The sequence below is a fragment of the Telluribacter sp. genome, from assembly GCF_035998675.1.
In the GTDB taxonomy this organism is placed as follows: Bacteria; Bacteroidota; Bacteroidia; order Cytophagales; family Spirosomataceae; genus Telluribacter.
This window is the reverse complement of the sequence record NZ_DASYHI010000007.1, coordinates 13,293-34,842: the sequence shown is the minus strand read 5'-3', so window position 1 is coordinate 34,842 and position 21,550 is coordinate 13,293. Positions and strand designations below refer to the sequence as shown.

Genomic DNA, 21,550 nt, shown 5'->3' with positions numbered 1-21,550 from the left:
AAGGAATTATACTATAATCAATTCTCCTTAGTAAGCGTTATACCTATTCAATGACAGCCCTTAAGTACCCATCAAAGTTTGCTCTATTTCCTGCTTTCAGTGAAAAATTCTGCGTGGCTTTGAACGGACTGGCACATTAGTAGTATTACTCTTATTTTTTTAAACCAACCACACAAACGTACCCCATGACAACAGCCGCTTTCCCCCCCAGCACGCCGAGTATACCAACACCCGGTAGTCCGCCGGAAACACCACCCTTTGCGCCCGGTCCCGAAATTCCCGCGCCGGACATTCCCCGGGAAAATCCACCCATTAATCCTGATCCGGGCATAAGCCCTATTGAACCAAATCCGATTAACCCGGACCAGAACCCCGAACCGGAAATTCCGCAGCCGGGCGTCAATCCGTCCTAAAAAAATCTTAAACAAAAACGGGGAAACTACTGCGACAGTGGTTTCCCCGTTTTTGTTTAACCGTATATCTCATTGAGGATACCCGCCAGATGTACCCCCGCCTGCAGCAGACACAGCTGTACGGTATCAAAGTTTTCGTAAGAATAACGGTACCCCAGGCGGCCATCCTTCGGGAAATTATATACCTGCGGAGCACGGCTTTGGGAGGCATAGGCCCAGTCCCGGACTGAAAGGGACTGCCACTCTTGTATCTGGCTCTTGCTAGGCTGCCCCAGAAAACCGGCTAGTTCGGTATAGCTCAGGTTTTTCCCGTCAATCATGTCGCTGTCCCATACCCGGTGCAGGTTAGACGGCTGCCCAAACCACTGTAGTTTTACGGCATTGCCACCGGTGTCGTCCTTTCCGCCCACGTGCAGCGGCTGGTGCAGGTCCCCGATCAGGTGAACCAGGAATTTTAGGTACTGCTGCTCGGTGGTCCGGTCCAGATTACCCGCTTTGAGCGCCGAAATGATTTCTTCCAGCTTCATAATCAGGTCACCCTTCGGGTTCTTCTGGGTTTGTTCGTACATGGTACCTTCGGGTATGGTTACCCAGTGCCAGTCGTGGGTGTGGTTGTAGGCCGTATCGGACTTGATATCGTCCATCCAGTTGGATACCTCGGCCAGTGAATTAAAATTAAGAATGGTATTGACCTTTTTCCGGGCGTTGTTTTTAAGGTGGTTCTGTGCTACAAACCCAACAACCCGGTGACCGGTTTGTCCCCAGGCCCAGGCCTGGCTCATGAACAACGGGAATAATAAACAAAGACTTACGATTTTTTTCATTACTGATAAAGTATTAGTACTTAAAAAGGAGGTTGTACAGACCACTGCCGATACAAAGGTAACAGACAATTAGGGCTTAAGGCATAATTTTTTAAGGTTAAAGGACTATTATTTACACCTTAAAAGACCACAACCATGCTCATTCCCATCATTGCCATTATTGCCATAATTGTTCTTGCCCTGTTTTTGTACTATCGGGGTGAATCCAAAAGGAAAAACAACGAGCCGCTGTAATACTACCCCTGTCCCGAAGTAGGCACCACCATGGAAGTACTTGAGAAGATACGACAGTTTGCGGAAGAAGCCCACGGTGAGCAGAAAAGAAAGTACAGTCAGCTACCTTACATAGTCCATCCGGTGGCTGTCATGAATCTGTGCCGGGAGTATACCGACGAGGTACCCGCGCTGGCAGCGGCCCTGTTGCACGATGTATTGGAAGATACTCCCGTGACAGCTCACCAGCTCCACGCGTATCTGCTCTCGGTCATGAACCGCCCCGAAGCCGACCGGACGTTACGGCTGGTAAAAGACCTGACGGATGAGTACACCAAGGCTAATTATCCGCAGCTGAACCGTAAAAAAAGGCGTCGCCGCGAAGCGGAACGCCTGGCCAGCGCAGATCCCATGGCGCAGACTGTCAAATATGCCGACCTGATTGATAACTGCCTGGATATAGTCAAACATGATAAGGACTTCGGAAAAGTGTTTGTGCAGGAAAGTACCCTCCTGCTCGAGCACATGACCTCGGGCGACCAGCGGCTGTACCAGCGCGCCTGCAACGCGGTAGCCGAAAGCAAAAAGGTACTGCGCGGGTACAAGGACAATCAACCGGAAGTTAATGCTTAGAAAACCAACCGCCTAAACGCCCCGTTGTTCTCAGGAACAATAACCCTATAAACTCCTAATTACTACTATGCGTATAGGATACGCCTGTATAAACATGTCTTTGGCCGAAAGTAAGGTTCAGGTCAATCGCCTGATGATAAAAAAAACTTTTCAGGAAAAAGGTATAGCCTACGCTTCTGAACTGGCGCTCTGGAATGTCGCGGATTTGGAAAAAATCATTGACTGGAACGCCGAAAACAAGTTGCTGCTGTACCGCATGAGCAGCAACATGTTTCCCTGGATGAGCGAGTACGAACTACCCGACATGCCGGACTTTGAGGCCATAAGCGCCATACTTTTTCGGATAGGAGAAAAAGCCAAACAGAATAACCTGCGCCTGACCTACCACCCCGGCCCCTTTAACGTACTGGCGACCAAGGATGACCAGGTACTTCGCAAAACTATAAAAGAGCTGCGGCAGCACGGCGAAGTAATGGACCTGATGGGCCTTCCGCGCAGCCCCTTCGCCAAAATTAATCTGCATGTAGGTGGCGCCTACGGCGACAAGGCCTCGGCTATTGACCGCTTCTGCCAGAACTATAGTCAATTACCCGACACCGCCCGCACCCGCCTTACGGTTGAAAATGATGACAAAGGCAACATGTTTTCGATCAGGGACCTACTCGAAATACATACCCGTACGGGTATCCCCCTGGTTTTTGACTACCTGCACCACCAGTTTTGTACGGGCGGCTGGACCGAAAAAGAAGCCATGACCACCGCCACAAGTACCTGGCCCGCGGGCATTACTCCTATTGTACATTATTCCAGCTCCCGGAAAAAATATGAAGATGCCCTGGTTAGTGAAGTGGCGCACGCGGATTATATCTACCAATACATAGACCTGCATGGTCAGCAAACCGACGTCATGATTGAGGCCAAAGCCAAGGAACGCGCCGTCCTCAGGTACCTTCAGGAGTTTGCCGCTCAGAATACTAACTGAATCCGGTATAGATGATTCAATTCCACCAGCAGATGGCATACTTTTTTAACCTTTTGAACAAAACACTATACGTTTTACCAAAACCACAGAAAAGACATGGAGCAACTGGAAGAACAAATGACTGCGTCAAAAGAACAACAAATGACTGCATCAAAAGAGGCCTATTTTGAGGTAGCGGAGGGTGTCTGGGGACTGAAAGATTATATGGTCAATGTATATATGATACAAAACCAGCACGACAAAAGCTGGGTACTGGTAGATGCCGGCCTAAAGACATCCGCTTCCAAAATAAAGAAAATGGCACGCAAGCTTTTCGGAGAACAGAGCCGTCCGGAAGCGATAGTACTTACGCACGGTCACTTCGACCACGTCGGCTCTTTGAAGGAACTTGCCGAGGAGTGGGATGTTAAGGTTTATGCCCATGAAATGGAAATGCCTTACCTGACGGGGAAGTCTTCCTATCCACCACCGGATTCTACGGTGGGTGGTGGAATGATGGCCTGGATGGCCGATATTTATCCCAAGTCGCCTATCAACATAAAACACCGGGTGGAGCAGTTACCTAATAATGACACCATTCCCGGACTAAGTGGCTGGAAATATATTCATACTCCCGGTCACGCCCCTGGGCACGTAAGCCTTTGGCAAGCCAAAAATAAAGTACTTATAGCCGGTGATGCCTTTGTCACTACCAGGCAGGAGTCGGCCAGGGCGGTACTGATGCAGGAAGAATGTATTTCGGGACCTCCAAAGTACTTTACCTACGACTGGACGGCCTCTGAGCAGTCGGTCAAAAAACTGGCGGAATTAAGACCCGAAATAGTAGCCACCGGACACGGAAAACCCATGCAGGGCGAAGCCATGCTGGAAAAACTAACGGAGCTATCCGACCATTTCAGAGAACAGGCGGTACCTACTAAAGGAAGATATAAAGATCGGCCGGCGGTAGTTAACGCCAGTGGAGTGGTATTTGTGCCTCCCGCCGAAGAAACTCCCTATTCCAAGCCCATGCAGTTAGCCAGTATTGTGGGAGTGGTTGCGGTTGCCCTTATTTTGTTTTCGCAGCGTAAGCGGATATTTTCCTAAGTAGTCCTTAAAAAGCTCAGGTACCTTATCAGTAAAAGGTACCTGAGCTTTATGTTTTACAGGCTCCGCCTCATCAAGTACCAGGTACCTATGAAAATTGGAGATAAACTTCTCAAAATACTGGAAAAGACCTACGCCCCGTCCAGCTCGATTTCCAGAAAATTTGAACGGTATGACATCACTATAGTAACCGATGAAGAAGGGAACCCCCACCTGCTGTACATTGGTAACCGGAGTGAAAACGGTCTTATCAAAGGAAATCGGTTTACCCGTACTTTACTCAAAGATAAGGAGGGGAAAGTAATCAAAGACCATTGGGACAACCTTGGCAAAATTTAAAACAGCGGGAGATTCAGCCTATGAAGCCAGACTTTGACCTGAATAGTATGCTGCTTCACATAGAAGAAGCTATCCGTCCCTACCCCAAAGCGGCTATGTTTGAGTTGGCCGAACGGGGCTATACCACCCTTTTCGAACAGCTCATTTCCTGTATTATATCTATCAGAACCCTGGACGAAACCACCATTCCCGTTTCGCTAAGGTTATTTGCCCGGGCCCGAACTCCCGAACAACTGCTTCGCCTGAGTCCCGAACAGCTGACCGAACTGCTGGAAGGCAGTAGCTACCCCGGCCAGAAAGCCTATACCATGCGCGGAGTGGCCGAGGCTGCCGTGAACCAGTACAACCATGAACTACCCGCTGAGTTTGAAAAACTGACTGCCCTGAAGGGTGTAGGCCCCAAATGTGCCAACCTCGCGCTGGGAGTAGCCGCCGGGCATTCGGCCATCAGTGTGGACGTTCACGTACACCGGGTGGTAAACCGCTGGGGGTACATCCAGACCCGCCAGCCCGAAAAAACCATGAAAGTACTGGAAGAAAAAGTGCCCGAAACGCAGTGGACCGAAATAAACCGCCTGCTCATGCCGTTTGGCAAACATATTTGTACGGGCATCCTACCCCGTTGCTCTACCTGTCCGGTACTGTTGTGGTGCAGGCAGGTGGGCGTCACAAAACACCGCTAGTACCCGCATTATTCAATCGTAACAATTCCGCTACCAGCCCATGGCCGACCATCTGACTCTTCATCCCTGGGAAGTTTCGCCCGCCGAAGCAGTTGAACTACAACAGCACCTCCGCACCCATATTCAGCTACAGCCGCTCCATACTCCGCCAACAACCATTGCCGGTTGTGATATTTCCTTTAATAAATACGAGGAAACCGTCTATGCGGGCATTGTGGTACTTAGGCTGGATACCCTGCAAGTGGTGGAGGAAGTAGGTGTAGTCAGTACGGCCCCCTTTCCGTACATTCCGGGTTTATTGACGTTCAGGGAGGGACCGGCTTTGCTGGAAGCCTGGCAACAACTCCGAACTGAGCCCGACGTAGTGATGTTTGACGGCCACGGCATTGCTCACCCCCGACGCATGGGTATAGCGGCCCACATGGGTCTCTGGCTCAACCGCCCGGCTTTCGGCTGCGGCAAATCGGTGTTGGCCGGTACCTTTGCACCGCCTGCTCTCCTACGTGGTGCCTGGGCTCCACTGGTGCATCGGGGCGACACGATTGGAGCTGCTTTACGGACCAAAAATAAAGTCAATCCGGTTTTTGTATCGCCGGGCCACCTCATTGATTTACCCACCGTAATTGAACTAACGCTCCGCTGTGACGGTGGGTACCGGATTCCGGAGCCAACCCGACAGGCCCACCTGCAGGTAAATGCCCTGCGCCGGAAGTACCTTCAGGCGGGTGCAGGGGAATAAGTACCTTTCAGTTCTGGTCGCCAAAATCTTCGGTGGCATTATCGGGCAGGTTATTCTGGTGGATAAAGGTAAAAGGAGTTAACTGGGCTTTAAAGGCCTGTTCTTCCCCTTCTTTCCTGGTAATCCGGAACCCCCGTCGCCCCATGTTACTTCCTATAGCCCCCAAAAACGCACCAAAGGCGGCCCCGCCGACCGTAGCCAATAAAATGGAAATACCGGTTACCGTCGGACTCCGGAGTGGCGATCGCTGCAGGTACCTGATGGCCACGAAAGCCAGTCCGGCTCCACCCACAATGGCTCCTTCAATGGTACCTGCCCTTTTGTTCCCACTATAGATGTTTACCCGACGAATGTCACGGAGCGGTATTGAGCCAAATCCTAATTCATTTCCAAAAAGCTGTTGATCAGAAGTATAAAACAGTTTGGTGTCCGTAACATCGTATAGGTACCCCATAATCCGACTTCCGTTGGTAGTGATTACCGTTATCTGGTACGCTACCACGGGCGCACGCTGGGCAGCCAGTTCTAAGGGAATCCAGAAAAGGATAAAAAGTAAAAGTACGCCTATTTTCATAAAATTTTGCTTTCCAATATTTCGACTCAAAAAGATGCCTGTCTTGCATCAGGCCCCATTTCTTAAAATGAGTACCATGTTGTAAATCAGCCTAAAAGGTAGCGATTTCCCTATATACCCAAACCATTTTCCAATAATTAAGTACTGTACTAAGAAAATTTATGGTTCTCAGCTACCGACAGCGAGGCACTTCCCTATCCAGAACGGCATCCGTTGGCATACTATTTTACGTATATTCTTTATCCATTTATTTTTTCAAATAGTTTCCCACACCTGCTGACTTACCGGAAGTTGTTTTGTAACTTTCAGAGAAATTAAATTTTTTGTTGTATTCAAAATTTATTCAACATTTCCAAGATTGAATTAAAGATTTGTTCGTATTAATATTGCTGAGTCTTATCTACCAACAGTCATTGCATTGATTCACTTTACCTATTTTTTATCTGAAAATGAAAAATAACTTTTTTGTTTTCGCTTTTGACACAATTTCTCCCCGGGGAGGAATGAATGACTTTAAATTCAAGGCTAGTTCAATGGAAGAAATCCAGCAGAACATTACTAAGGGTGATGAATGGTGTGAGTTTCGAATTGGGGACGAAGAGTTTAACCACATTCAGGTTGCGAAGCTGGAAACCGGCGAATTCATCCAGATTAGCCGTTATGAGGAACTGGAGCAAGTAGTTTCGTTCCTGAAGACCATGAAACTTACAGTGAACCTGGAAGCCAACTACCAGGCCAAAATGTGGGGCAAGCTCCACTTTGGAAAAGACGTTGTTACAACGGCGGGGGATTCCGAGCAGGAGGTACTTACCAACATGAAAAAACGGCTGCTCAGCCTGCGGCTGGTTTCTGACGAAGAAGCGGACCTGATTGAGTTTACCATTGATGGGCGTCGGCGTTAGTATTTGTACATTTCCACTATTTATTTTTGCTGTGGAATGTAACCATTCCTTCAAAACCCTATGGGCTTCAAACGTATAGGACATAGAGTCAACTAGAGTTATTTTAAGTACTTTTTGAAAGGATCAGTATCTTTTCGCCCTACTACCCGTGTGCTATGGTACATTGGTAGTAGGGCGGAGTTTTTAGCTCTGGCCGGTAAGTCGGTTTTGTGTCAATGGGGTAAATTCCTACTTTTAGCCTCTGAACCCAAACGCCTTCTTCCTTGAAATACTTTCTAATTGCTGCCCTTTTCTTCTGTTTATTGGGCGGTACCAGCTGTCAGCAACAATCTGACTCAAAAGATAAGCTAAACCAAATAGCCGAAAGGTACGTGCGGCTGGGCCTGGCCATCGGGCAGTATGACCCGGCATTTGTAGATGCCTACTACGGCCCCGACTCGTTGCAGCCGGTAGGAGCGAAATCTGCGCAATTCCCCAAGGATAGTTTACTAGGGGCAGTCAATAATTTAATTCAGGAACTACAACCTTTTACCGATGCTTCCCAGCCCTCGGATACCCTGCGGATGCGGGCGGAATGGATGACTAAACAGTTAACTGCCTTTGACCGCCGGATTCGCATTGCCACGGGTGAATTTGCCACCTTCGACGTAGAGTCACAGGGCCTTTTTGACGTGAAAGCTCCCGTCTATTCGGAGAGCCATTTCCAGAGCCTGATTTCCCGTTTGGACAGCCTGTTGCCCGGGACTGGCTCGGTGCAGCAGCGCGTTCAGGCTTTATCAAAAAAGTACCTGATACCACCTGCCCGGCTTGACACCGTTTTCAAAGCGGCCATTCAGGAAGCCCGGCGCCGAACCAACGCCAATTTTAAAATGCCCGCCGACGAAACTTTTACGCTGGAGTACGTCCGGGATAAACCCTGGTCGGGTTACAACTGGTACCAGGGCCAGTATAAAAGCCGGATACAAATTAATGTCGATATGCCCATTTATATCGAAAGGGCCATTGACCTGGCTTGCCACGAAGGATACCCGGGCCACCATGTGTATAATGTATTACTGGAGAAAAATCTCTACCGCGACCGGGGATGGGTGGAAATATCACTGTACCCGTTGTTCAGTCCGCAGTCGCTCATAGCCGAAGGTAGCGCCAACTACGGAATTGATGTAGCCTTCCCGGGCGACGAAAAACTTAGATTTGCCCAGGAGGTACTCTTCCCGCTGGCCGAGCTGGATACCACCCAGGCCGACCGCTATTTTACCATGCTGGACCTGCGGGCGGAGCTTAACTACGCCCGCAACGAAGCCGCCTGGGGGTTGATAAACGGTACTATGACCGAAAAAGAAGCTCTTCGCTGGCTTACCGACTATTGCCTGTTCAGCCCGGAGCTGGCTGCTAACTCTATAAAGTTCATCCGGAATTACCGGAGCTATGTCATCTGCTACAATTACGGTCAGGATCTGGTCAGGAAGTACATTGAGGCCAACGGTGGAGTAGCCACCGCCCCGGATAAACGCTGGTCCCTGTTTGGGGAACTACTGAGCAACCCCATTACCCCAGCCGATTTGCAATAGCCGACTAAAAATCGGGAGTTTTAAGTTACCCATTAAGTACCTGCACTACCCGCGCCGTAACCAGTAATTGCCCCACGTGACGCTGGGTATGTTCAGCCGCGTGGACCAGCAGCCCCAAAACCGTGGAGGGCAGTTGCGCCCGCCCCACGGGCCGGTAGTCAATCAGGGTTGTCTCTTCTGTAGTTTGGAGCTGTTCAAGCGCCCGATCTAGTTGCTCCTCAAAGCGTTGGACCAGTTCCGGTACGGTACTACCCGTCGGAGCGGGTTTTCCTTCGGCCGCAAGCCAGGCCAATTGTTCCGGGCTGAGTGCTTCACCACGGGCATAAGTAAAGAGCCGATCCAACACTCCGGTGAGATGCTGTAAATGAAATCCCGCCGAGGCCAGTCCGGCGGGTCGCTCCCACAGCCGGGATTCGGGAAAGCCCTCCATTAGTGCTTGCACCTCTTCACCGGCCTGTAACAAAGCGTGCGCAACGGGTTGCAAAAGGGGAGGTACTTGGGGAAGTGGCCCTCTGAGCCACACCTCGGGCTTTTTCTCTTGATTCATAGATACAAAATCCAGTAAACTTTAGGCTTTTTCAAATTGTTGATAAAGTACTATTTATTGTTTACTTCTCAAGTACTTATTAGAGGTGTAAGAAGGAATTATCAGACATGCAAAAGAGGCCCCAGAGGCGGACGGCCGCTGCCGGGCTAAATCTTAGTAGTAGATTGGCATTTGGGAGAGATTTAAGCTCCGTAGGCGGCCGCCGCGCGGTGCGACATCTAGCGATAAATGTGTCGCTCCTACGGAGCTTTTTGTACACTTTTGATGCTATTTCTACTAAAGTACCGCCCCGCTGGGGCTAAACTTAAATTCCTTCGTACACTATTGAGTACTTATCGTTAATTGGTAAGTACCTGGGAACGGACACATTCTCCTCCATTTTAGTAATTAACCTATAATTTCGGAAATTTATGAATTACGTTGATTACTATCAGGTATTGGGAATTGACAAGAACGCCACCGAAAAGGAAATTAAGAATGCGTACCGGAAACTGGCCCGTAAGTACCACCCTGACGTCAACCCGGATGATCAGGAAGCACACCGGAAATTTCAGCAGGTTAACGAAGCCAATGAAGTACTAAGTGATCCCGAAAAACGGAAAAAGTACGACCAGTATGGCAAAGACTGGCAGCATGCCGAAGAATATGAACGGATGCGCCGGGACCGGGCAAACGGGGGACAGGCGCGTGGCCAGTGGTACTCAGGAGGCGGCCCAACGGGCGACTATTCCGACTTCTCGGATTTCTTTGAATCAATGTTTGGCAATAGTGGACGCACCCATAGGGCCGGTGCAAAGTTCAAGGGACAGGATTATTCGGCTGAAGTACAGCTAAGCCTGGAAGATGCCTACCGGACTCATAAACAAACTTTAGGTGTGAATGGCAGGAATATCCGGATTACAATACCGGCCGGTATCGAAAACGGGCAAACCATAAAAATTACCGGACACGGAGGCCCTGGCCCCAGCGGTGGTCCGAACGGTGACCTGTATATTACCTTCAACATTCCCGAACATCCGAGGTACAAACGGTCGGGGAATGATTTGTACCTGACCGAAAATCTTGACTTGTATACGGCAGTACTGGGCGGAGAAATTATGCTCGAAACAATGGACGGAAAAGTGAAGGTACCTGTAAAGCCCGAAACCCAGAATGGCACCAAAATACGACTGAAAGGCAAAGGCTTTCCGGTGTATAAAAAGGACGGTCAGTTTGGGGACCTGTACGTAACTTTCGAAGTAAAACTGCCTACGGGGCTTACTGAACGGCAGAAGGAGTTATTTACGGAATTATCAAAACTTCAATCCCAATAAAACCTGACTCCTGATGGGGCAGCGCTACCAGGTACTTAGGAAGCAGAAAAATCTCCCTTCGGGAGAGCTCATCCTTGGCCCGAAAAGGCCTAGAATGACTCATCTGAAGGGAGATTTAACAAAGGGAGATTGTACTATACCCGACGATTCCGGTACAGGTTATCCTCCCGGAAGCAATCCTTGTTATAAAAAGTCTGGTCATCATCGCTGTCGTAAGCGATAATGGGGTCATCTTTACTACCGCTGGTTTGCCCCGGATTACTCTGCACTGAGGTGGAGGTATTTGCTCCATTATGATAATTAACAACGGCCTGCTCGTAATCCCGGGTGATAAAGCCTCCACCCGAACGTGGGTACCGTTGCAGTTCATCGTGCGTCATAATGCGATCGACAACAACAAAATCTTCATCCTTATCCACGTGCGCGGCCCCGATGGGTACCAGCAAATGGATGTCTGAGTGGTCACTGTCGGCCATGTACTCTTTTTCCAGTTCCAAGTCCATGTACCTGACTTTCATGGCTGTTTTATCAAAAATCAGGTCTTTTACCCGGCCAATTTTCCGGCCATCGCGACTTCTTACGGCCCAACCTCTTATGTCGGGGCTATGGTCCGCTACATCGTAGCCACTTATTTCATTTAGTCTGAATAAGGTATTTTCCCCTGAGGTCGTACTTCTTTCATCGTTTACATTTCTATTTTCCATAATGGTGTTTGTTTTTTAGGTACTACATTAACCAGTTAGTCAACTATCTGTTCAGGTTCTGGTCCATGGACTGAACTACTTCGGCTGCTTCCTTAAATACGTCCTTTACTTTCTCCTTTTGGTCCAGCGTGAGCGTCTTGGTATCCATGGCATCAATGGACTGCCGTACCCGCTGAACGTCATTATTTATAGCAGGAAATGAACTTCGCTGCAGTTCTTCCATTACATCGGCACTGGCCCGGAAAGCATCCTTTATTTTATTGGCGTGTGAAGTGCTTTCCCAATTGTTGGTAATGGCAATGGCCTTGTTCCTCATGGTAGTTAACTTGCTGTTGAACTGCTGGCGGTTCACACCGGGCGCCCGTTCGGCCACCGCGGCCAGGGCATCGGCCATATTCATAAGTCCGTTTTTGGTGAACTCATGGCCCAGCCCCATTTCGTTTTGGGACATGTTTTCAGACCAGTTCACGAAGCTGGTTACCGGCTGAGAGGTAGTACCTGCCCGATCGTCGGAAGCATAATTATCATCCCCGGCCGCCATCTGTTCGGTGGTGGCGATACCGGTTACGTTGTCCTGGTCCCTACTCGTTTCTTTTGGCCAGAAAATAAAAGCCAGCGCGGCTACCAGTAGCAGCAGCCCCAAAATCCAAAGCCAGGAGCCGCCCCCGTTTTTCTTTTCAATATCTATATTTGCCATAATTAGTGGATGGTTAGTTGTGAATAATTTTATTGTTAGAATGCTATGGTGTATATATTTTATACAAATAAGGCTGGATTTTGTTTGATAAAATGTAACCAAATTATCAATTTTAGCATTTAAGTGACCTAAGCAATTTCCCTCAATGGGCTCAGCCCTCCTTATCAATTGTTACATTTGTGATTTAATCATAGCCTACCAAACTTTATGAATCCCGAACAACCCAATAATCCTTTACACGGCAAGACTTTGGAGACAATTCTGAATGAACTCGTGGAGTACTACGGATGGGAGCAACTGGGGTACTATGTAAATATCAATAGTTTCAACTACGACCCCAGTATCAAAAGCAGTCTGAAATTTTTGAGGAAAACGCCCTGGGCGCGCAAAAAGGTGGAAGACTTATACCTGCGGATGCTGGAAAGGCGGTAGCTGCACAAAAAACCTCCGGCCCCGTAAAAAGCGGCAGCCGGAGGTGTCCATGAAATTCTGCTTAGTTATTAATAGTCTTTCTTACTGTTGCGTTTTGCCTCTTTCTCGGCCCGCTTTTCCTTGAGCGTTTTCTCGGGTTCCTTCTTGGGGCTTCCCTTGGAAGGATTCTTTCCTTTTGCCATGATGTCGTTTATTTAAGTACCTAAGAAATATACTCGCAAATTTTGAAAGAATACTGCTTTCGGGCTAATTATGTTTTTCTGCCCCTGGCTATTTTTCTTTCATCAATCGTAATCACTGGCATTCCATTACCTTTGTTTCCTTAACAAGACTCCAAAATACAGAGTTAAAATGTCCTATCTGCAACGAAAATTCGCCGACCTGCTCAAAAAGCCCACCAGTTTGTACCAACTCAGCAGCTACGATGAAAACAAGCCGCTGAAAGTGGTCATTGGCTCGGGTTATACCAGCTTTTCGGGCTGGATTCATACCGATATAGAAACGCTGAATATCCTGAAAGCCGACGACTGGCGACAGTACTTTCGGGAAAGCTCCATCAGCCGTATTCTGGCCGAGCACGTGTGGGAACACTTTACCGAAGCCGACGGAAAAACGGCCTTTGTCAACTGCCATACGTTTTTAAAACCGGGCGGTTTTTTAAGGGTAGCGGTACCCGATGGTTTTCATCCGGATGAGGAGTACATTAATAAGGTAAAACCCGGTGGAACCGGTGAAGGCGCGGATGACCACAAAATCCTGTACAATTATCGGCTCATGACGGAGTTTCTGGAGGGCATCGGCTATAAGGTGAGGTTGGTAGAGTACTTTGATGAGCAGGGAAAATTCCATAAAAATGATTGGCTTCCGGAGGATGGCCTCATTCGCCGTTCCGCCGACCACGACCAGCGGAACCAGGGAGGAAAGCTGGTCTATACATCGCTGATTGTGGATGCTATTAAGCAATAAAAAAAGCCGCTACACCTGATTGATGTAGCGGCTTTTTTTGGCATCTGTTCTAAAAAATTACGCTAAGTACCTTTTTATCCGTTCCTCGTTGTACTTCGACCTCAGTACTTTGCCCTTTTTCAAACTTACCTAAGGCTTTCATGTAGTCCTGAATATCATTGACCGGGTACTCGCCCATCCGGATCACTACATCGCCGGCCTTGATACCGGCTGCTTCGGCCGGTCGGTTTTCGGTTACGGCGTCTATTTTGAGCCCCTTTCCACCATACGCGTAGTCCGGCATGACGCCCAGGGTTACATTGAAGGTACTTTGGGTAGTACGTCCTCCGTGCGGATTTCCGGCGGGAGTAAAGGCGGGCTCAGTCGGTTCCGCTCCTACTTTTTCCACCAGATTGGTTATCAGGCGAAGGACACTTACGGTACCGGCCACGTTTATTTTTTCGGCATCATCATCCGGTTTGTGGTAGTCGCTGTGAACACCCGTGAAAAAGAACAGCACCGGAATCCCTTTCAGATAAAACGAGGTATGGTCAGAGGCGCCGATTCCCGAAGAGTCCACGCCGTATTTCACGTTGTCCTGTAGGGCAATGGCGGGCATGAGTCGCCCCCAGGCCGGACTGGTACCCCATCCCCCGATGGTTACTCCTTTTTGCGGATTCAGGCGTCCGATCATGTCCAGATTAACCATAAATGAAACATTGGCGAGCGGTACCGTGGGATTGTTAACATAAAACTTGGACCCCAGCAGCCCCAGCTCCTCTCCCGAAAAAGCGATGAATAGAAAATTGTGGCGTTCTTTGACCCCGTTGCCGGCCAGGTGCCGGGCCAGTTCCATCATGCCCGCCGTGCCGGAGGCATTGTCGTCGGCGCCGTTATGGATAACCCCTTTGCCCTTAGGTGCCAGCGAACCTGCCTGGAAGCCCCGCCCCAGGTGGTCATAGTGGGCTCCGATAACGATGGTTTTTTCGGCCCCATTGTCCAGGAAGCCCACTACATTGCGGGAGGTTACCTGGTGGGGTACTCCTTCAAACGGAATGGTAAGGCCGAACAACTGAAAATAACTTCCCTCGTCACCCTTGGGGACCAATCCGGTTTTTTTAAAAAATGCGGCTATGTAGTTAGCCGCCTTAATCTCCCCCAGCGTTGCCGTTCCCCGTCCTTCGAGCGAATCGGCCGCCAGGACCACCACGTGCCGTCGCAGGTCGTTGGCATTTAAGGATTGGCCGTAACCCGTATATCCGGCAGCCAAAACAAGAAACGGGATGAGTAATTTTTTCATATCGAATTAAAAACGTGAATAGCCAAAGCTATAACGATTACCTACCGCTTTTTGATTTGTAGCCGTACCGGTCAGGGCGCAGGTACCTTATCTACATATTTTCTTTCAGTTCCACCAGAAACTCCCGCAACCGGCTCAGGCGGTGTATAAGGTTCTGGGCGGTTTCGCGGTGGTTCAGCTGCTCGCGGGTACCTTTGAGGGTACGGCCCTGCTTCTCTTTCTGATACATTATTTTGCGTACCACTTCAATATCGGCCTCGGTGTAGCGGCGGCGGTTGCGCGAATCGCGCTTGGGATTTAAATGCGGAAACTTCTTTTCCCAGAACCGCAGGGCAGAAGCTTCGCAGCCTACTATTTCGGCTACTTCATTAGTATCGTAGTATAGTTTGGTTGGTTTGCTCATGGGGTGACGTAGCTATATGCACAAAGATAACAGCCTTGGGGTGAATTGCCGAATGCACTTCTGGTCAATTGATTTTTACTACTACCAACCAAGCCTTTCCCTCAGCCGGAGAATTGATGGCCCTGTCCTTTAATCCGGTTTTTACGTAGTGCACAACTATTATTTTCATTAACTTTGCGGGAATTTTCTACCTTCTTTTAACCCACAAGTACCTTTTACCCGGTACTTTTGACAAGGAGGTGAAGTGTAAAATTCCGACTCATATACCCATTGAATACCATGACCTCGCATCAGATTCGCCAGGCTTTCCTGGACTTTTTTCGCAGCAAAGAACACATCATTGTCTCTTCGGCTCCGCTGGTCGCCAAGAACGACCCTACCCTCATGTTTAATAACTCCGGGATGGCGCAGTTCAAGGATTTCTTTCTGGGAAATGGTACCCCACCCTCCCGCCGTATTGCCGATACGCAGAAGTGCCTGCGCGTTTCGGGCAAGCACAATGACCTGGAAGAAGTAGGCTTTGATACCTACCACCACACCATGTTCGAAATGCTGGGCAACTGGTCGTTTGGGGACTACTTTAAGAAAGAAGCCATTACCTGGGCTTGGGAGCTACTGACTGAGGTGTACCAGCTGCCCAAAGACCGTCTTTACGTGTCGGTATTTGAAGGAAATGAGCAGGAAGGCGTGGCCTTCGACCAGGAAGCCTGGGACCTCTGGAAACCCATTGTAGGTGAGGGCCGGATTATTCTGGGAAACAAAAAAGATAACTTTTGGGAAATGGGTGATACGGGTCCCTGCGGCCCCTGCTCTGAAATTCACGTGGACCTGCGCCCGCAGGACGAGGTGGAGCGGGTATCCGGCAAGGAGCTGGTAAACCGGGACCACCCGCAGGTGGTGGAAATCTGGAACCTCGTATTCATGCAGTTTGAGCGCAAGGCCGACGGCTCCCTCATTCCCCTGCCCGCCCGGCACGTGGATACCGGCATGGGTTTCGAGCGCCTCTGCATGGCCATTCAGCAGAAAACATCCAATTACGATACCGACGTTTTTCAGAATACCATACAGGTACTAGAGGAACTTTCGGGTAAAACGTACAGCCAGGCTGAAACCGCCGATAACCGTATGTCCAATGTCGCTATGCGGGTGATTGCCGACCATATCCGGGCCGTATCCTTTGCCATTACCGACGGTCAGCTGCCTTCCAACGTAAAGGCAGGCTACGTTATACGCCGTATTCTTCGTCGGGCGATACGCTACGGGTACTCCTACCTGGGCTTCACCGAGCCGTTCCTGAACCGTCTGCTACCTACACTTTCCGAACAGTTCAAAGATGTATTCCCCGAACTGAAAGCGCAGGAAGAATTTGTAACCAGGGTAATTCTGGAAGAAGAAAAAAGTTTTCTCCGTACCCTGGAAGCCGGCCTTAAGCGCCTGGATATGATTACCTCCGGCCTGGCCGAAAAGCAGGAGAATACCCTGGCGGGTGAAGATGTATTTGAGCTGAGCGACACCTTTGGCTTCCCCGTGGACCTGACCGCGCTCATTGCCCGCGAAAAAGGATTTAAGATTGACGAGGAAGGATTCCGGCAGGCACTAGCCCGCCAAAAGGCCCGCTCCCGGACCGACGCCAGCCGCGAAGCTACCGACTGGGTGGAACTGCGGGAGTCGGAGGGGGTGGAATTTCTGGGCTATGACTTTACCGAAACCCAAAGCTACGTGGTAAAGTACCGCAAGGTAAAGACCAAAGCGGGAGAAGAGTACCATATTGTGCTGGACCGCACGCCTTTCTACGCCGAAATGGGGGGACAGGTTGGAGACAAAGGGGTACTTGAGCTGGAACTGGAAGGCCAGAAAAAGAGGATATATATTGAAGACACCCGCAAGGAAAATGATTTGTTTGTTCACATCTCGCGGGATAAAAATCTGGATGAAGTACTGCAGACGGCCGAAGTGGTAACGGCCCGTATTGACGAAACCCGTCGTCGTAAAATAATGGCCAATCATACGGCTACCCACCTGATGCTTTCATCCATGCGCAAGGTACTGGGTAGTCACGTAGCCCAGAAAGGTTCCTACCTCAACGACGAAGTACTTCGTTTTGACTTTTCGCATTTTGCGAAAGTGACGGACGAGGAGCTGAAACAAATTGAGGACCTAGTTAATGAAAGAATCCGGCAGAATATTGCTCTGGACGAAAAACGTAATGTGCCCATTAAGCAGGCGATGGAAATGGGGGCTACGGCTACCTTCGGTGAAAAATACGGCGATTTCGTGCGGGTCATTACCTTTGACCCAATTTTTTCGCTGGAACTGTGCGGAGGTACCCACGCGCCCAGTACGGGTGAGATTGGTCTGTTTAAGTTTATTACCGAAGGCTCGGTTTCGGCCGGGGTACGCCGGGTAGAAGCCGTAACGGGTGAAAAAGCCCTGGAACTGATGCGGGAGCAGGAAGAAACGCTAACCCGGCTGAAGGACTTGTTAAAAGCCCCTAAAGACCTTGTACAAGCAGTGGAAAACCTGCTGGAAGAACGCAGCTCGTTACAGAAGCGGATTGAAGCGCTGGAAAATGAAAAGGTACAAGCCCTGAAAACAGAGCTGGCTACCAAAGTACAGGCTAAAGATGGTTTTAACCTTCTGGTAGAAAAGGTGGAAATACCCCATGTTGATGCCCTGAAACAGCTTTCCTACGAACTTCGCCAGCAGGTTGATAACTTGATTGCCGTACTGGGTACTGAGTTGAATGGCAAACCCCAACTGTCGGTTTTTATTGCCGAGGAACTGGTCAAACAAAAAAACCTGAACGCCGGACAAATTGTGAAAGAGCTGGCCAAAGAAATACGCGGAGGCGGAGGTGGTCAACCATTTTTTGCGACGGCGGGTGGCTCGGCCCCCGAAGGGCTGGATAACGCATTGGAAAAAGCCAGAACTTTGTTCTAAATTTTGGATTTTACCGCCCCAAAAGGCGCAGTTCTCCCCTCAGAGAGCTGCGCCTTTTGTATTATTTGGTAATGCAACAATTCCTCATACCACAGTTTATTTTTCAAATTATGTGGATAATATACCCCAGGTTATTCAGGCACTATCCCTAAACTCCGAATGGAAATTCCTCATATAGCTCTGTGTATCAATAACTTAAATACGTAAAACATCACCAGTAGCCAATCTGGAATGTATTTTGGAACTCCGACCTCTAAACGTCGCTATAATTGGTTTTCACTCTATGAACACAAAACAACTTTTTGCCATTGTCCTGACAGTTCTGGGAATCGGTGCGCTGGTCTACACGGCCATTCAGATCCTGGACAATCAGTCCGACAGCCTTAGAAACCTGCTGGTATTCGGGATTCTGGGGCTCATCTTTTTTTCGTCGGGCGTAAAGCTGCTTCGAACCATCAGGGATACCTAACCAAGCATTACTTCAACCGTATCTACCAACCAAAAATCCTGTTATTTCTAATTTAAAAAAATGCTATGAAAAAGATTCTTTTCCTTTCTACTGCTGTACTGTTTTTTGCAGCTCAGACTATGGCTCAGGAAAACCTTTCCTTTGGGCCAATGGTAGGCGTTTCCATTGCTAATTTGCGGGGCGACATCGCCAATAATAATTGGAAGCCAGGTGTTACTGTAGGTGGTTTTATCAATTACAGTGCTGAAAGTGGATTTGGAGTCACAGGAAATCTGCTCTACACCCAATTGGGAGCACAGACCAACAACCGATCCAATGAGCTTAACCTGAACTACGTTCAACTACCCGTGCTGCTCACCTACTACCTGGGTGAGCGTGGAAATCCGGTTCGGCCAAAGCTTTTTCTGGGGCCAAATTTTAACTTCCTGGTCGGGGCCACCGATGTAAACGGAAATAACATTTACGGCGACTCCAATAACCGGGTGTACAGTACTTTTGACGTGGGCGCGACGTTTGGTGCAGGTCTTAATGTACGGGTAGCCGAGAAAATCTGGCTTAATTCCGATGTACGCTATGGATTAGGATTCCTGGATGTAAACAAACTGGACCCCCGTATCTGGAAGAATCAGAATTGGGGCATTAACCTGGGAGTGAGTTTTCCCTTAGGTACCTACAACTCAACTACCGGGACGATCCGTTAGGGTAAGCACCGGAACCAAGCGGACTAGAAAATAACATTCAAATTTATTTCTTAACCTGACTATTTAAATCAAGAACGGGTACCTGTGCGGCAGGTACCCGTTCCTTTTTTATTCACCTACTTTAAGGTTAAGTCATCTACTGTTTGACACTATGCTTCACGGCAAATCACTCGCCGGTTGCGCTCAGTACCGTTAGAACCTTTTTCGTACTAAATGCAATATTCCGACAATTATTATTCAAACCGATTGTCTTTATCTTTGTATAGATAGCATTTATACAAAATGAATATTCAGCAATTAGAGTACATTGTTGCCGTGGACCAGTACCGGCATTTTGTCCAGGCGGCCGACCAGTGCTGTGTAACCCAGCCTACCCTGTCCATGATGATAAAAAAGCTGGAAGATGAACTGAATGTCAAAATTTTTGACCGCACCAGGCAGCCGATAGTACCTACCGATATTGGTCGGCAAATCATTGACCAGGCCCGGACGGTACTTAGGGAGGCGGGGCGACTGGCCGAAATGGCCCAGCAGTACAACGGCGACCTCTCGGGCGACCTCCGCATTGGCATTATACCTACCGTAGCTCCCTACCTGCTGCCGGTGGTCCTACAGGCTTTTCTGGAAAGGTACCCTGCCATCCGGCTGCAGGTTTCGGAAATGATCACCGAGCGTATAATTGCGGAACTGAAACACGGTACTATAGATGCCGGTATTGTGGCGACGGCCACCGGGGAAAAATCTCTGAGAGAATTACCCCTCTACCGCGAACGCTTCTATGTTTACGTTTCCCAGGGTACCGCACTCCACGGCATGAACTACATCCTACCGGAGGCCATTGATCCTCGGGAACTTTGGCTACTTGAAGAAGGACATTGCTTCCGGACCCAGATTCAGAAATTATGTGAACTGAGCCGGGATAGTCAGTCGCTGAACTTTCACTATCGTTCCGGCAGTATTGAAACCCTGATTCGGTTGGTGGAGCGCAACGGGGGTATTACCATTCTACCCGAAATGGCCGTTCTGGAACTCTCCGAGGAGCGGAAACAAAATGTCCGTAGTTTTGAGGCACCGGTACCAGCCCGGGAGGTTGGGTTCCTGGTCAATCGGGAGCAGGTAAAATCACGGTTGATTGAAGCCTTGCAAAGTACCATTCTGGATCAGCTACCGGCTTCCCTCCTGACTCCGGTTCCGGACATGGTGGTACTTTAAGCCCTGGTAGAGATTTAAAAAAACCAAATACAATTTGCAACTCCATGAAACCTCCGTCGAATCCGCCAATCGCTACGGTCCACCTGTTTCCCGAACTGGACCGGCTCCTGATAGAGTTGTTAAAATCCCTGACCGACGAAGAGTGGCAAAAACCCACGCTAACCCGGCTCTGGACGGTTAAAGATGTTGCCGCTCACCTTTTGGACGGAAACATCCGGATGCTTTCCATGGCGCGCGACGGGTACTTTGGCGAACATCCCGATCCCATCGAATCGTATCGGGATCTGGTCACCTACCTCAACCGGCTTAACGCCGATTGGGTTAAAGCCAGCCGACGACTGAGTCCGGCGGTACTTATTGAGTTACTCAGCCTCACCGGCCCGCAGTGTTCAGCGTACCTGACTACCCTCGACCCCACGGCCCCGGCCTTATTTTCAGTGGCCTGGGCGGGCGAGGACCAGTCGCCCAACTGGTTTCATGTGGCCCGCGAGTATACCGAAAAGTGGCACCACCAGCAGCAAATACGGGAAGCCGTGGGTAAACCCGGCCTGATGACCCGCGCACTGTTTTATCCTTTTATTGACACTTTTATGCGTGGCCTGCCCCATACCTACCGCCACACCCCGGCTCCGGATGGTACTACCATTCAAATCACCATACGTACCGACCTGGGTGGCGACTGGTACCTACAGCGCTTCCATGAACAGTGGTTTTTACACAAAGAAGCGTCCAACTTTCCCGAAGCGGTCGTACAGATAGCCCCCGAAGTAGCCTGGAAACTGTTTACTAAAGGGGTTTCCCCGGAGGCTGCCCGGCCGTTAGTGCAAATATCCGGGAACCGGTCACTGGGTGAAACGGCTCTAACCTTAGTGGCTGTCATGGCTTAGGGTACTTTATAGCCAGGTTATCTGGCTATAGTATTCCTACC

General features: G+C 49.4%; 24 protein-coding genes. 17 read left to right on the top strand and 7 right to left on the bottom strand.

The window, feature by feature from the left end:
* Positions 1-185 precede the first annotated feature (185 nt).
* A complete protein-coding gene (locus VGN67_RS02180) occupies positions 186-413 on the top strand; it encodes a hypothetical protein (protein ID WP_327485126.1) in 228 nt (75 codons plus the stop codon).
* A 56-nt stretch (positions 414-469) separates the two neighbouring features.
* Here the strand turns inward: VGN67_RS02180 and VGN67_RS02175 are convergent, their stop codons facing one another.
* Complete coding sequence (locus VGN67_RS02175; protein WP_327485125.1) at positions 470-1,237, bottom strand: S1/P1 nuclease; 768 nt, start codon at positions 1,235-1,237, stop codon at positions 470-472.
* Between the two features lie 264 nt (positions 1,238-1,501).
* Here VGN67_RS02175 and VGN67_RS02170 point away from each other — a divergent pair, with 264 nt between their 5' ends.
* The 6 genes from VGN67_RS02170 (at position 1,502) to nfi (ending at position 5,912) form a co-directional block, all read left to right on the top strand.
* Positions 1,502-2,083: an HD domain-containing protein gene (locus VGN67_RS02170; protein ID WP_327485124.1), complete on the top strand. Its 582-nt coding sequence runs from the start codon at positions 1,502-1,504 to the stop codon at positions 2,081-2,083.
* 67 nt (positions 2,084-2,150) lie between these two features.
* Positions 2,151-3,065: a UV DNA damage repair endonuclease UvsE gene (gene uvsE / locus VGN67_RS02165; RefSeq protein WP_327485123.1), complete on the top strand. Its 915-nt coding sequence runs from the start codon at positions 2,151-2,153 to the stop codon at positions 3,063-3,065.
* A gap of 96 nt (positions 3,066-3,161) precedes the next feature.
* The gene (locus VGN67_RS02160) at positions 3,162-4,151 is read left to right on the top strand and encodes an MBL fold metallo-hydrolase (RefSeq protein ID WP_327485122.1); all 990 of its coding nucleotides are present in this window, start codon (positions 3,162-3,164) and stop codon (positions 4,149-4,151) included.
* 51 nt (positions 4,152-4,202) lie between these two features.
* Entirely contained in the window at positions 4,203-4,490 is a 288-nt protein-coding gene (locus VGN67_RS02155) for a hypothetical protein (protein ID WP_327485121.1), read from the top strand.
* A gap of 20 nt (positions 4,491-4,510) precedes the next feature.
* Positions 4,511-5,173 carry an endonuclease III gene (locus VGN67_RS02150; protein WP_327485120.1) on the top strand — a complete coding sequence of 221 codons (663 nt, stop codon included), beginning with the start codon at positions 4,511-4,513 and terminating at the stop codon, positions 5,171-5,173.
* Between the two features lie 40 nt (positions 5,174-5,213).
* Complete coding sequence (gene nfi, locus VGN67_RS02145) at positions 5,214-5,912, top strand: deoxyribonuclease V (protein WP_327485119.1); 699 nt, start codon at positions 5,214-5,216, stop codon at positions 5,910-5,912.
* Between the two features lie 7 nt (positions 5,913-5,919).
* Here nfi and VGN67_RS02140 read toward each other — a convergent pair whose 3' ends face one another.
* The gene (locus VGN67_RS02140; RefSeq protein ID WP_327485118.1) at positions 5,920-6,486 is read right to left on the bottom strand and encodes a hypothetical protein; all 567 of its coding nucleotides are present in this window, start codon (positions 6,484-6,486) and stop codon (positions 5,920-5,922) included.
* Between the two features lie 449 nt (positions 6,487-6,935).
* Between VGN67_RS02140 and VGN67_RS02135 the strand changes: the two genes are divergently transcribed.
* Entirely contained in the window at positions 6,936-7,388 is a 453-nt protein-coding gene (locus VGN67_RS02135; RefSeq protein ID WP_327485117.1) for a hypothetical protein, read from the top strand.
* 263 nt (positions 7,389-7,651) lie between these two features.
* Positions 7,652-8,959: a hypothetical protein gene (locus VGN67_RS02130; RefSeq protein WP_327485116.1), complete on the top strand. Its 1,308-nt coding sequence runs from the start codon at positions 7,652-7,654 to the stop codon at positions 8,957-8,959.
* 25 nt (positions 8,960-8,984) lie between these two features.
* Here VGN67_RS02130 and VGN67_RS02125 read toward each other — a convergent pair whose 3' ends face one another.
* Entirely contained in the window at positions 8,985-9,506 is a 522-nt protein-coding gene (locus tag VGN67_RS02125; protein ID WP_327485115.1) for a DinB family protein, read from the bottom strand.
* Between the two features lie 410 nt (positions 9,507-9,916).
* Here VGN67_RS02125 and VGN67_RS02120 point away from each other — a divergent pair, with 410 nt between their 5' ends.
* Complete coding sequence (locus tag VGN67_RS02120) at positions 9,917-10,819, top strand: J domain-containing protein (RefSeq protein WP_327485114.1); 903 nt, start codon at positions 9,917-9,919, stop codon at positions 10,817-10,819.
* A gap of 134 nt (positions 10,820-10,953) precedes the next feature.
* Here the strand turns inward: VGN67_RS02120 and VGN67_RS02115 are convergent, their stop codons facing one another.
* Together VGN67_RS02115 and VGN67_RS02110 are read right to left on the bottom strand one after the other, a co-directional pair.
* Positions 10,954-11,523 (bottom strand): PRC-barrel domain-containing protein, encoded by a 570-nt coding sequence (locus VGN67_RS02115; RefSeq protein WP_327485113.1) that lies wholly within the window; start codon positions 11,521-11,523, stop codon positions 10,954-10,956.
* 43 nt (positions 11,524-11,566) lie between these two features.
* Positions 11,567-12,220: a hypothetical protein gene (locus VGN67_RS02110; RefSeq protein WP_327485112.1), complete on the bottom strand. Its 654-nt coding sequence runs from the start codon at positions 12,218-12,220 to the stop codon at positions 11,567-11,569.
* A gap of 207 nt (positions 12,221-12,427) precedes the next feature.
* On the opposite strand from VGN67_RS02110, the gene VGN67_RS02105 reads away from it, so the two are divergent.
* Positions 12,428-12,652 carry a VF530 family protein gene (locus VGN67_RS02105; protein ID WP_327485111.1) on the top strand — a complete coding sequence of 75 codons (225 nt, stop codon included), beginning with the start codon at positions 12,428-12,430 and terminating at the stop codon, positions 12,650-12,652.
* Between the two features lie 351 nt (positions 12,653-13,003).
* A complete protein-coding gene (locus VGN67_RS02100) occupies positions 13,004-13,618 on the top strand; it encodes a hypothetical protein (protein WP_327485110.1) in 615 nt (204 codons plus the stop codon).
* A gap of 49 nt (positions 13,619-13,667) precedes the next feature.
* On the opposite strand, the gene VGN67_RS02095 is transcribed toward VGN67_RS02100, so the two are convergent.
* The gene (locus VGN67_RS02095) at positions 13,668-14,897 is read right to left on the bottom strand and encodes a M20/M25/M40 family metallo-hydrolase (protein WP_327485109.1); all 1,230 of its coding nucleotides are present in this window, start codon (positions 14,895-14,897) and stop codon (positions 13,668-13,670) included.
* 91 nt (positions 14,898-14,988) lie between these two features.
* On the bottom strand, positions 14,989-15,300 hold the full coding sequence (locus VGN67_RS02090) for a MerR family transcriptional regulator (RefSeq protein ID WP_327485108.1): 312 nt from the start codon (positions 15,298-15,300) through the stop codon (positions 14,989-14,991).
* Between the two features lie 279 nt (positions 15,301-15,579).
* Between VGN67_RS02090 and alaS the strand changes: the two genes are divergently transcribed.
* From alaS to VGN67_RS02065, 5 genes are all read left to right on the top strand, one after another.
* The gene (alaS, locus tag VGN67_RS02085; protein ID WP_327485107.1) at positions 15,580-18,240 is read left to right on the top strand and encodes an alanine--tRNA ligase; all 2,661 of its coding nucleotides are present in this window, start codon (positions 15,580-15,582) and stop codon (positions 18,238-18,240) included.
* Positions 18,241-18,523: 283 nt separating this feature from the next.
* Positions 18,524-18,709 carry a hypothetical protein gene (locus VGN67_RS02080; protein ID WP_327485106.1) on the top strand — a complete coding sequence of 62 codons (186 nt, stop codon included), beginning with the start codon at positions 18,524-18,526 and terminating at the stop codon, positions 18,707-18,709.
* Positions 18,710-18,774: 65 nt separating this feature from the next.
* A complete protein-coding gene (locus VGN67_RS02075) occupies positions 18,775-19,410 on the top strand; it encodes a porin family protein (protein ID WP_327485105.1) in 636 nt (211 codons plus the stop codon).
* Positions 19,411-19,692: 282 nt separating this feature from the next.
* Positions 19,693-20,622, top strand: a complete 930-nt coding sequence (locus tag VGN67_RS02070) for a hydrogen peroxide-inducible genes activator (protein ID WP_327485104.1) — start codon at positions 19,693-19,695, stop codon at positions 20,620-20,622.
* 44 nt (positions 20,623-20,666) lie between these two features.
* The gene (locus VGN67_RS02065) at positions 20,667-21,509 is read left to right on the top strand and encodes a maleylpyruvate isomerase N-terminal domain-containing protein (protein WP_327485103.1); all 843 of its coding nucleotides are present in this window, start codon (positions 20,667-20,669) and stop codon (positions 21,507-21,509) included.
* Positions 21,510-21,550: the final 41 nt, after the last annotated feature.

Coding starts and splice junctions, on each gene's coding strand:
- VGN67_RS02180 (WP_327485126.1), top strand. CDS start 186: ATGACAACAGCCGCTTTCCCCCCCAGCACGCCGAGTATACCAACACCC.
- VGN67_RS02175 (WP_327485125.1), bottom strand. CDS start 1,237: ATGAAAAAAATCGTAAGTCTTTGTTTATTATTCCCGTTGTTCATGAGC.
- VGN67_RS02170 (WP_327485124.1), top strand. CDS start 1,502: ATGGAAGTACTTGAGAAGATACGACAGTTTGCGGAAGAAGCCCACGGT.
- uvsE (WP_327485123.1), top strand. CDS start 2,151: ATGCGTATAGGATACGCCTGTATAAACATGTCTTTGGCCGAAAGTAAG.
- VGN67_RS02160 (WP_327485122.1), top strand. CDS start 3,162: ATGGAGCAACTGGAAGAACAAATGACTGCGTCAAAAGAACAACAAATG.
- VGN67_RS02155 (WP_327485121.1), top strand. CDS start 4,203: ATGTTTTACAGGCTCCGCCTCATCAAGTACCAGGTACCTATGAAAATT.
- VGN67_RS02150 (WP_327485120.1), top strand. CDS start 4,511: ATGAAGCCAGACTTTGACCTGAATAGTATGCTGCTTCACATAGAAGAA.
- nfi (WP_327485119.1), top strand. CDS start 5,214: ATGGCCGACCATCTGACTCTTCATCCCTGGGAAGTTTCGCCCGCCGAA.
- VGN67_RS02140 (WP_327485118.1), bottom strand. CDS start 6,486: ATGAAAATAGGCGTACTTTTACTTTTTATCCTTTTCTGGATTCCCTTA.
- VGN67_RS02135 (WP_327485117.1), top strand. CDS start 6,936: ATGAAAAATAACTTTTTTGTTTTCGCTTTTGACACAATTTCTCCCCGG.
- VGN67_RS02125 (WP_327485115.1), bottom strand. CDS start 9,506: ATGAATCAAGAGAAAAAGCCCGAGGTGTGGCTCAGAGGGCCACTTCCC.
- VGN67_RS02120 (WP_327485114.1), top strand. CDS start 9,917: ATGAATTACGTTGATTACTATCAGGTATTGGGAATTGACAAGAACGCC.
- VGN67_RS02115 (WP_327485113.1), bottom strand. CDS start 11,523: ATGGAAAATAGAAATGTAAACGATGAAAGAAGTACGACCTCAGGGGAA.
- VGN67_RS02110 (WP_327485112.1), bottom strand. CDS start 12,220: ATGGCAAATATAGATATTGAAAAGAAAAACGGGGGCGGCTCCTGGCTT.
- VGN67_RS02105 (WP_327485111.1), top strand. CDS start 12,428: ATGAATCCCGAACAACCCAATAATCCTTTACACGGCAAGACTTTGGAG.
- VGN67_RS02100 (WP_327485110.1), top strand. CDS start 13,004: ATGTCCTATCTGCAACGAAAATTCGCCGACCTGCTCAAAAAGCCCACC.
- VGN67_RS02095 (WP_327485109.1), bottom strand. CDS start 14,897: ATGAAAAAATTACTCATCCCGTTTCTTGTTTTGGCTGCCGGATATACG.
- VGN67_RS02090 (WP_327485108.1), bottom strand. CDS start 15,300: ATGAGCAAACCAACCAAACTATACTACGATACTAATGAAGTAGCCGAA.
- alaS (WP_327485107.1), top strand. CDS start 15,580: ATGACCTCGCATCAGATTCGCCAGGCTTTCCTGGACTTTTTTCGCAGC.
- VGN67_RS02080 (WP_327485106.1), top strand. CDS start 18,524: ATGAACACAAAACAACTTTTTGCCATTGTCCTGACAGTTCTGGGAATC.
- VGN67_RS02075 (WP_327485105.1), top strand. CDS start 18,775: ATGAAAAAGATTCTTTTCCTTTCTACTGCTGTACTGTTTTTTGCAGCT.
- VGN67_RS02070 (WP_327485104.1), top strand. CDS start 19,693: ATGAATATTCAGCAATTAGAGTACATTGTTGCCGTGGACCAGTACCGG.
- VGN67_RS02065 (WP_327485103.1), top strand. CDS start 20,667: ATGAAACCTCCGTCGAATCCGCCAATCGCTACGGTCCACCTGTTTCCC.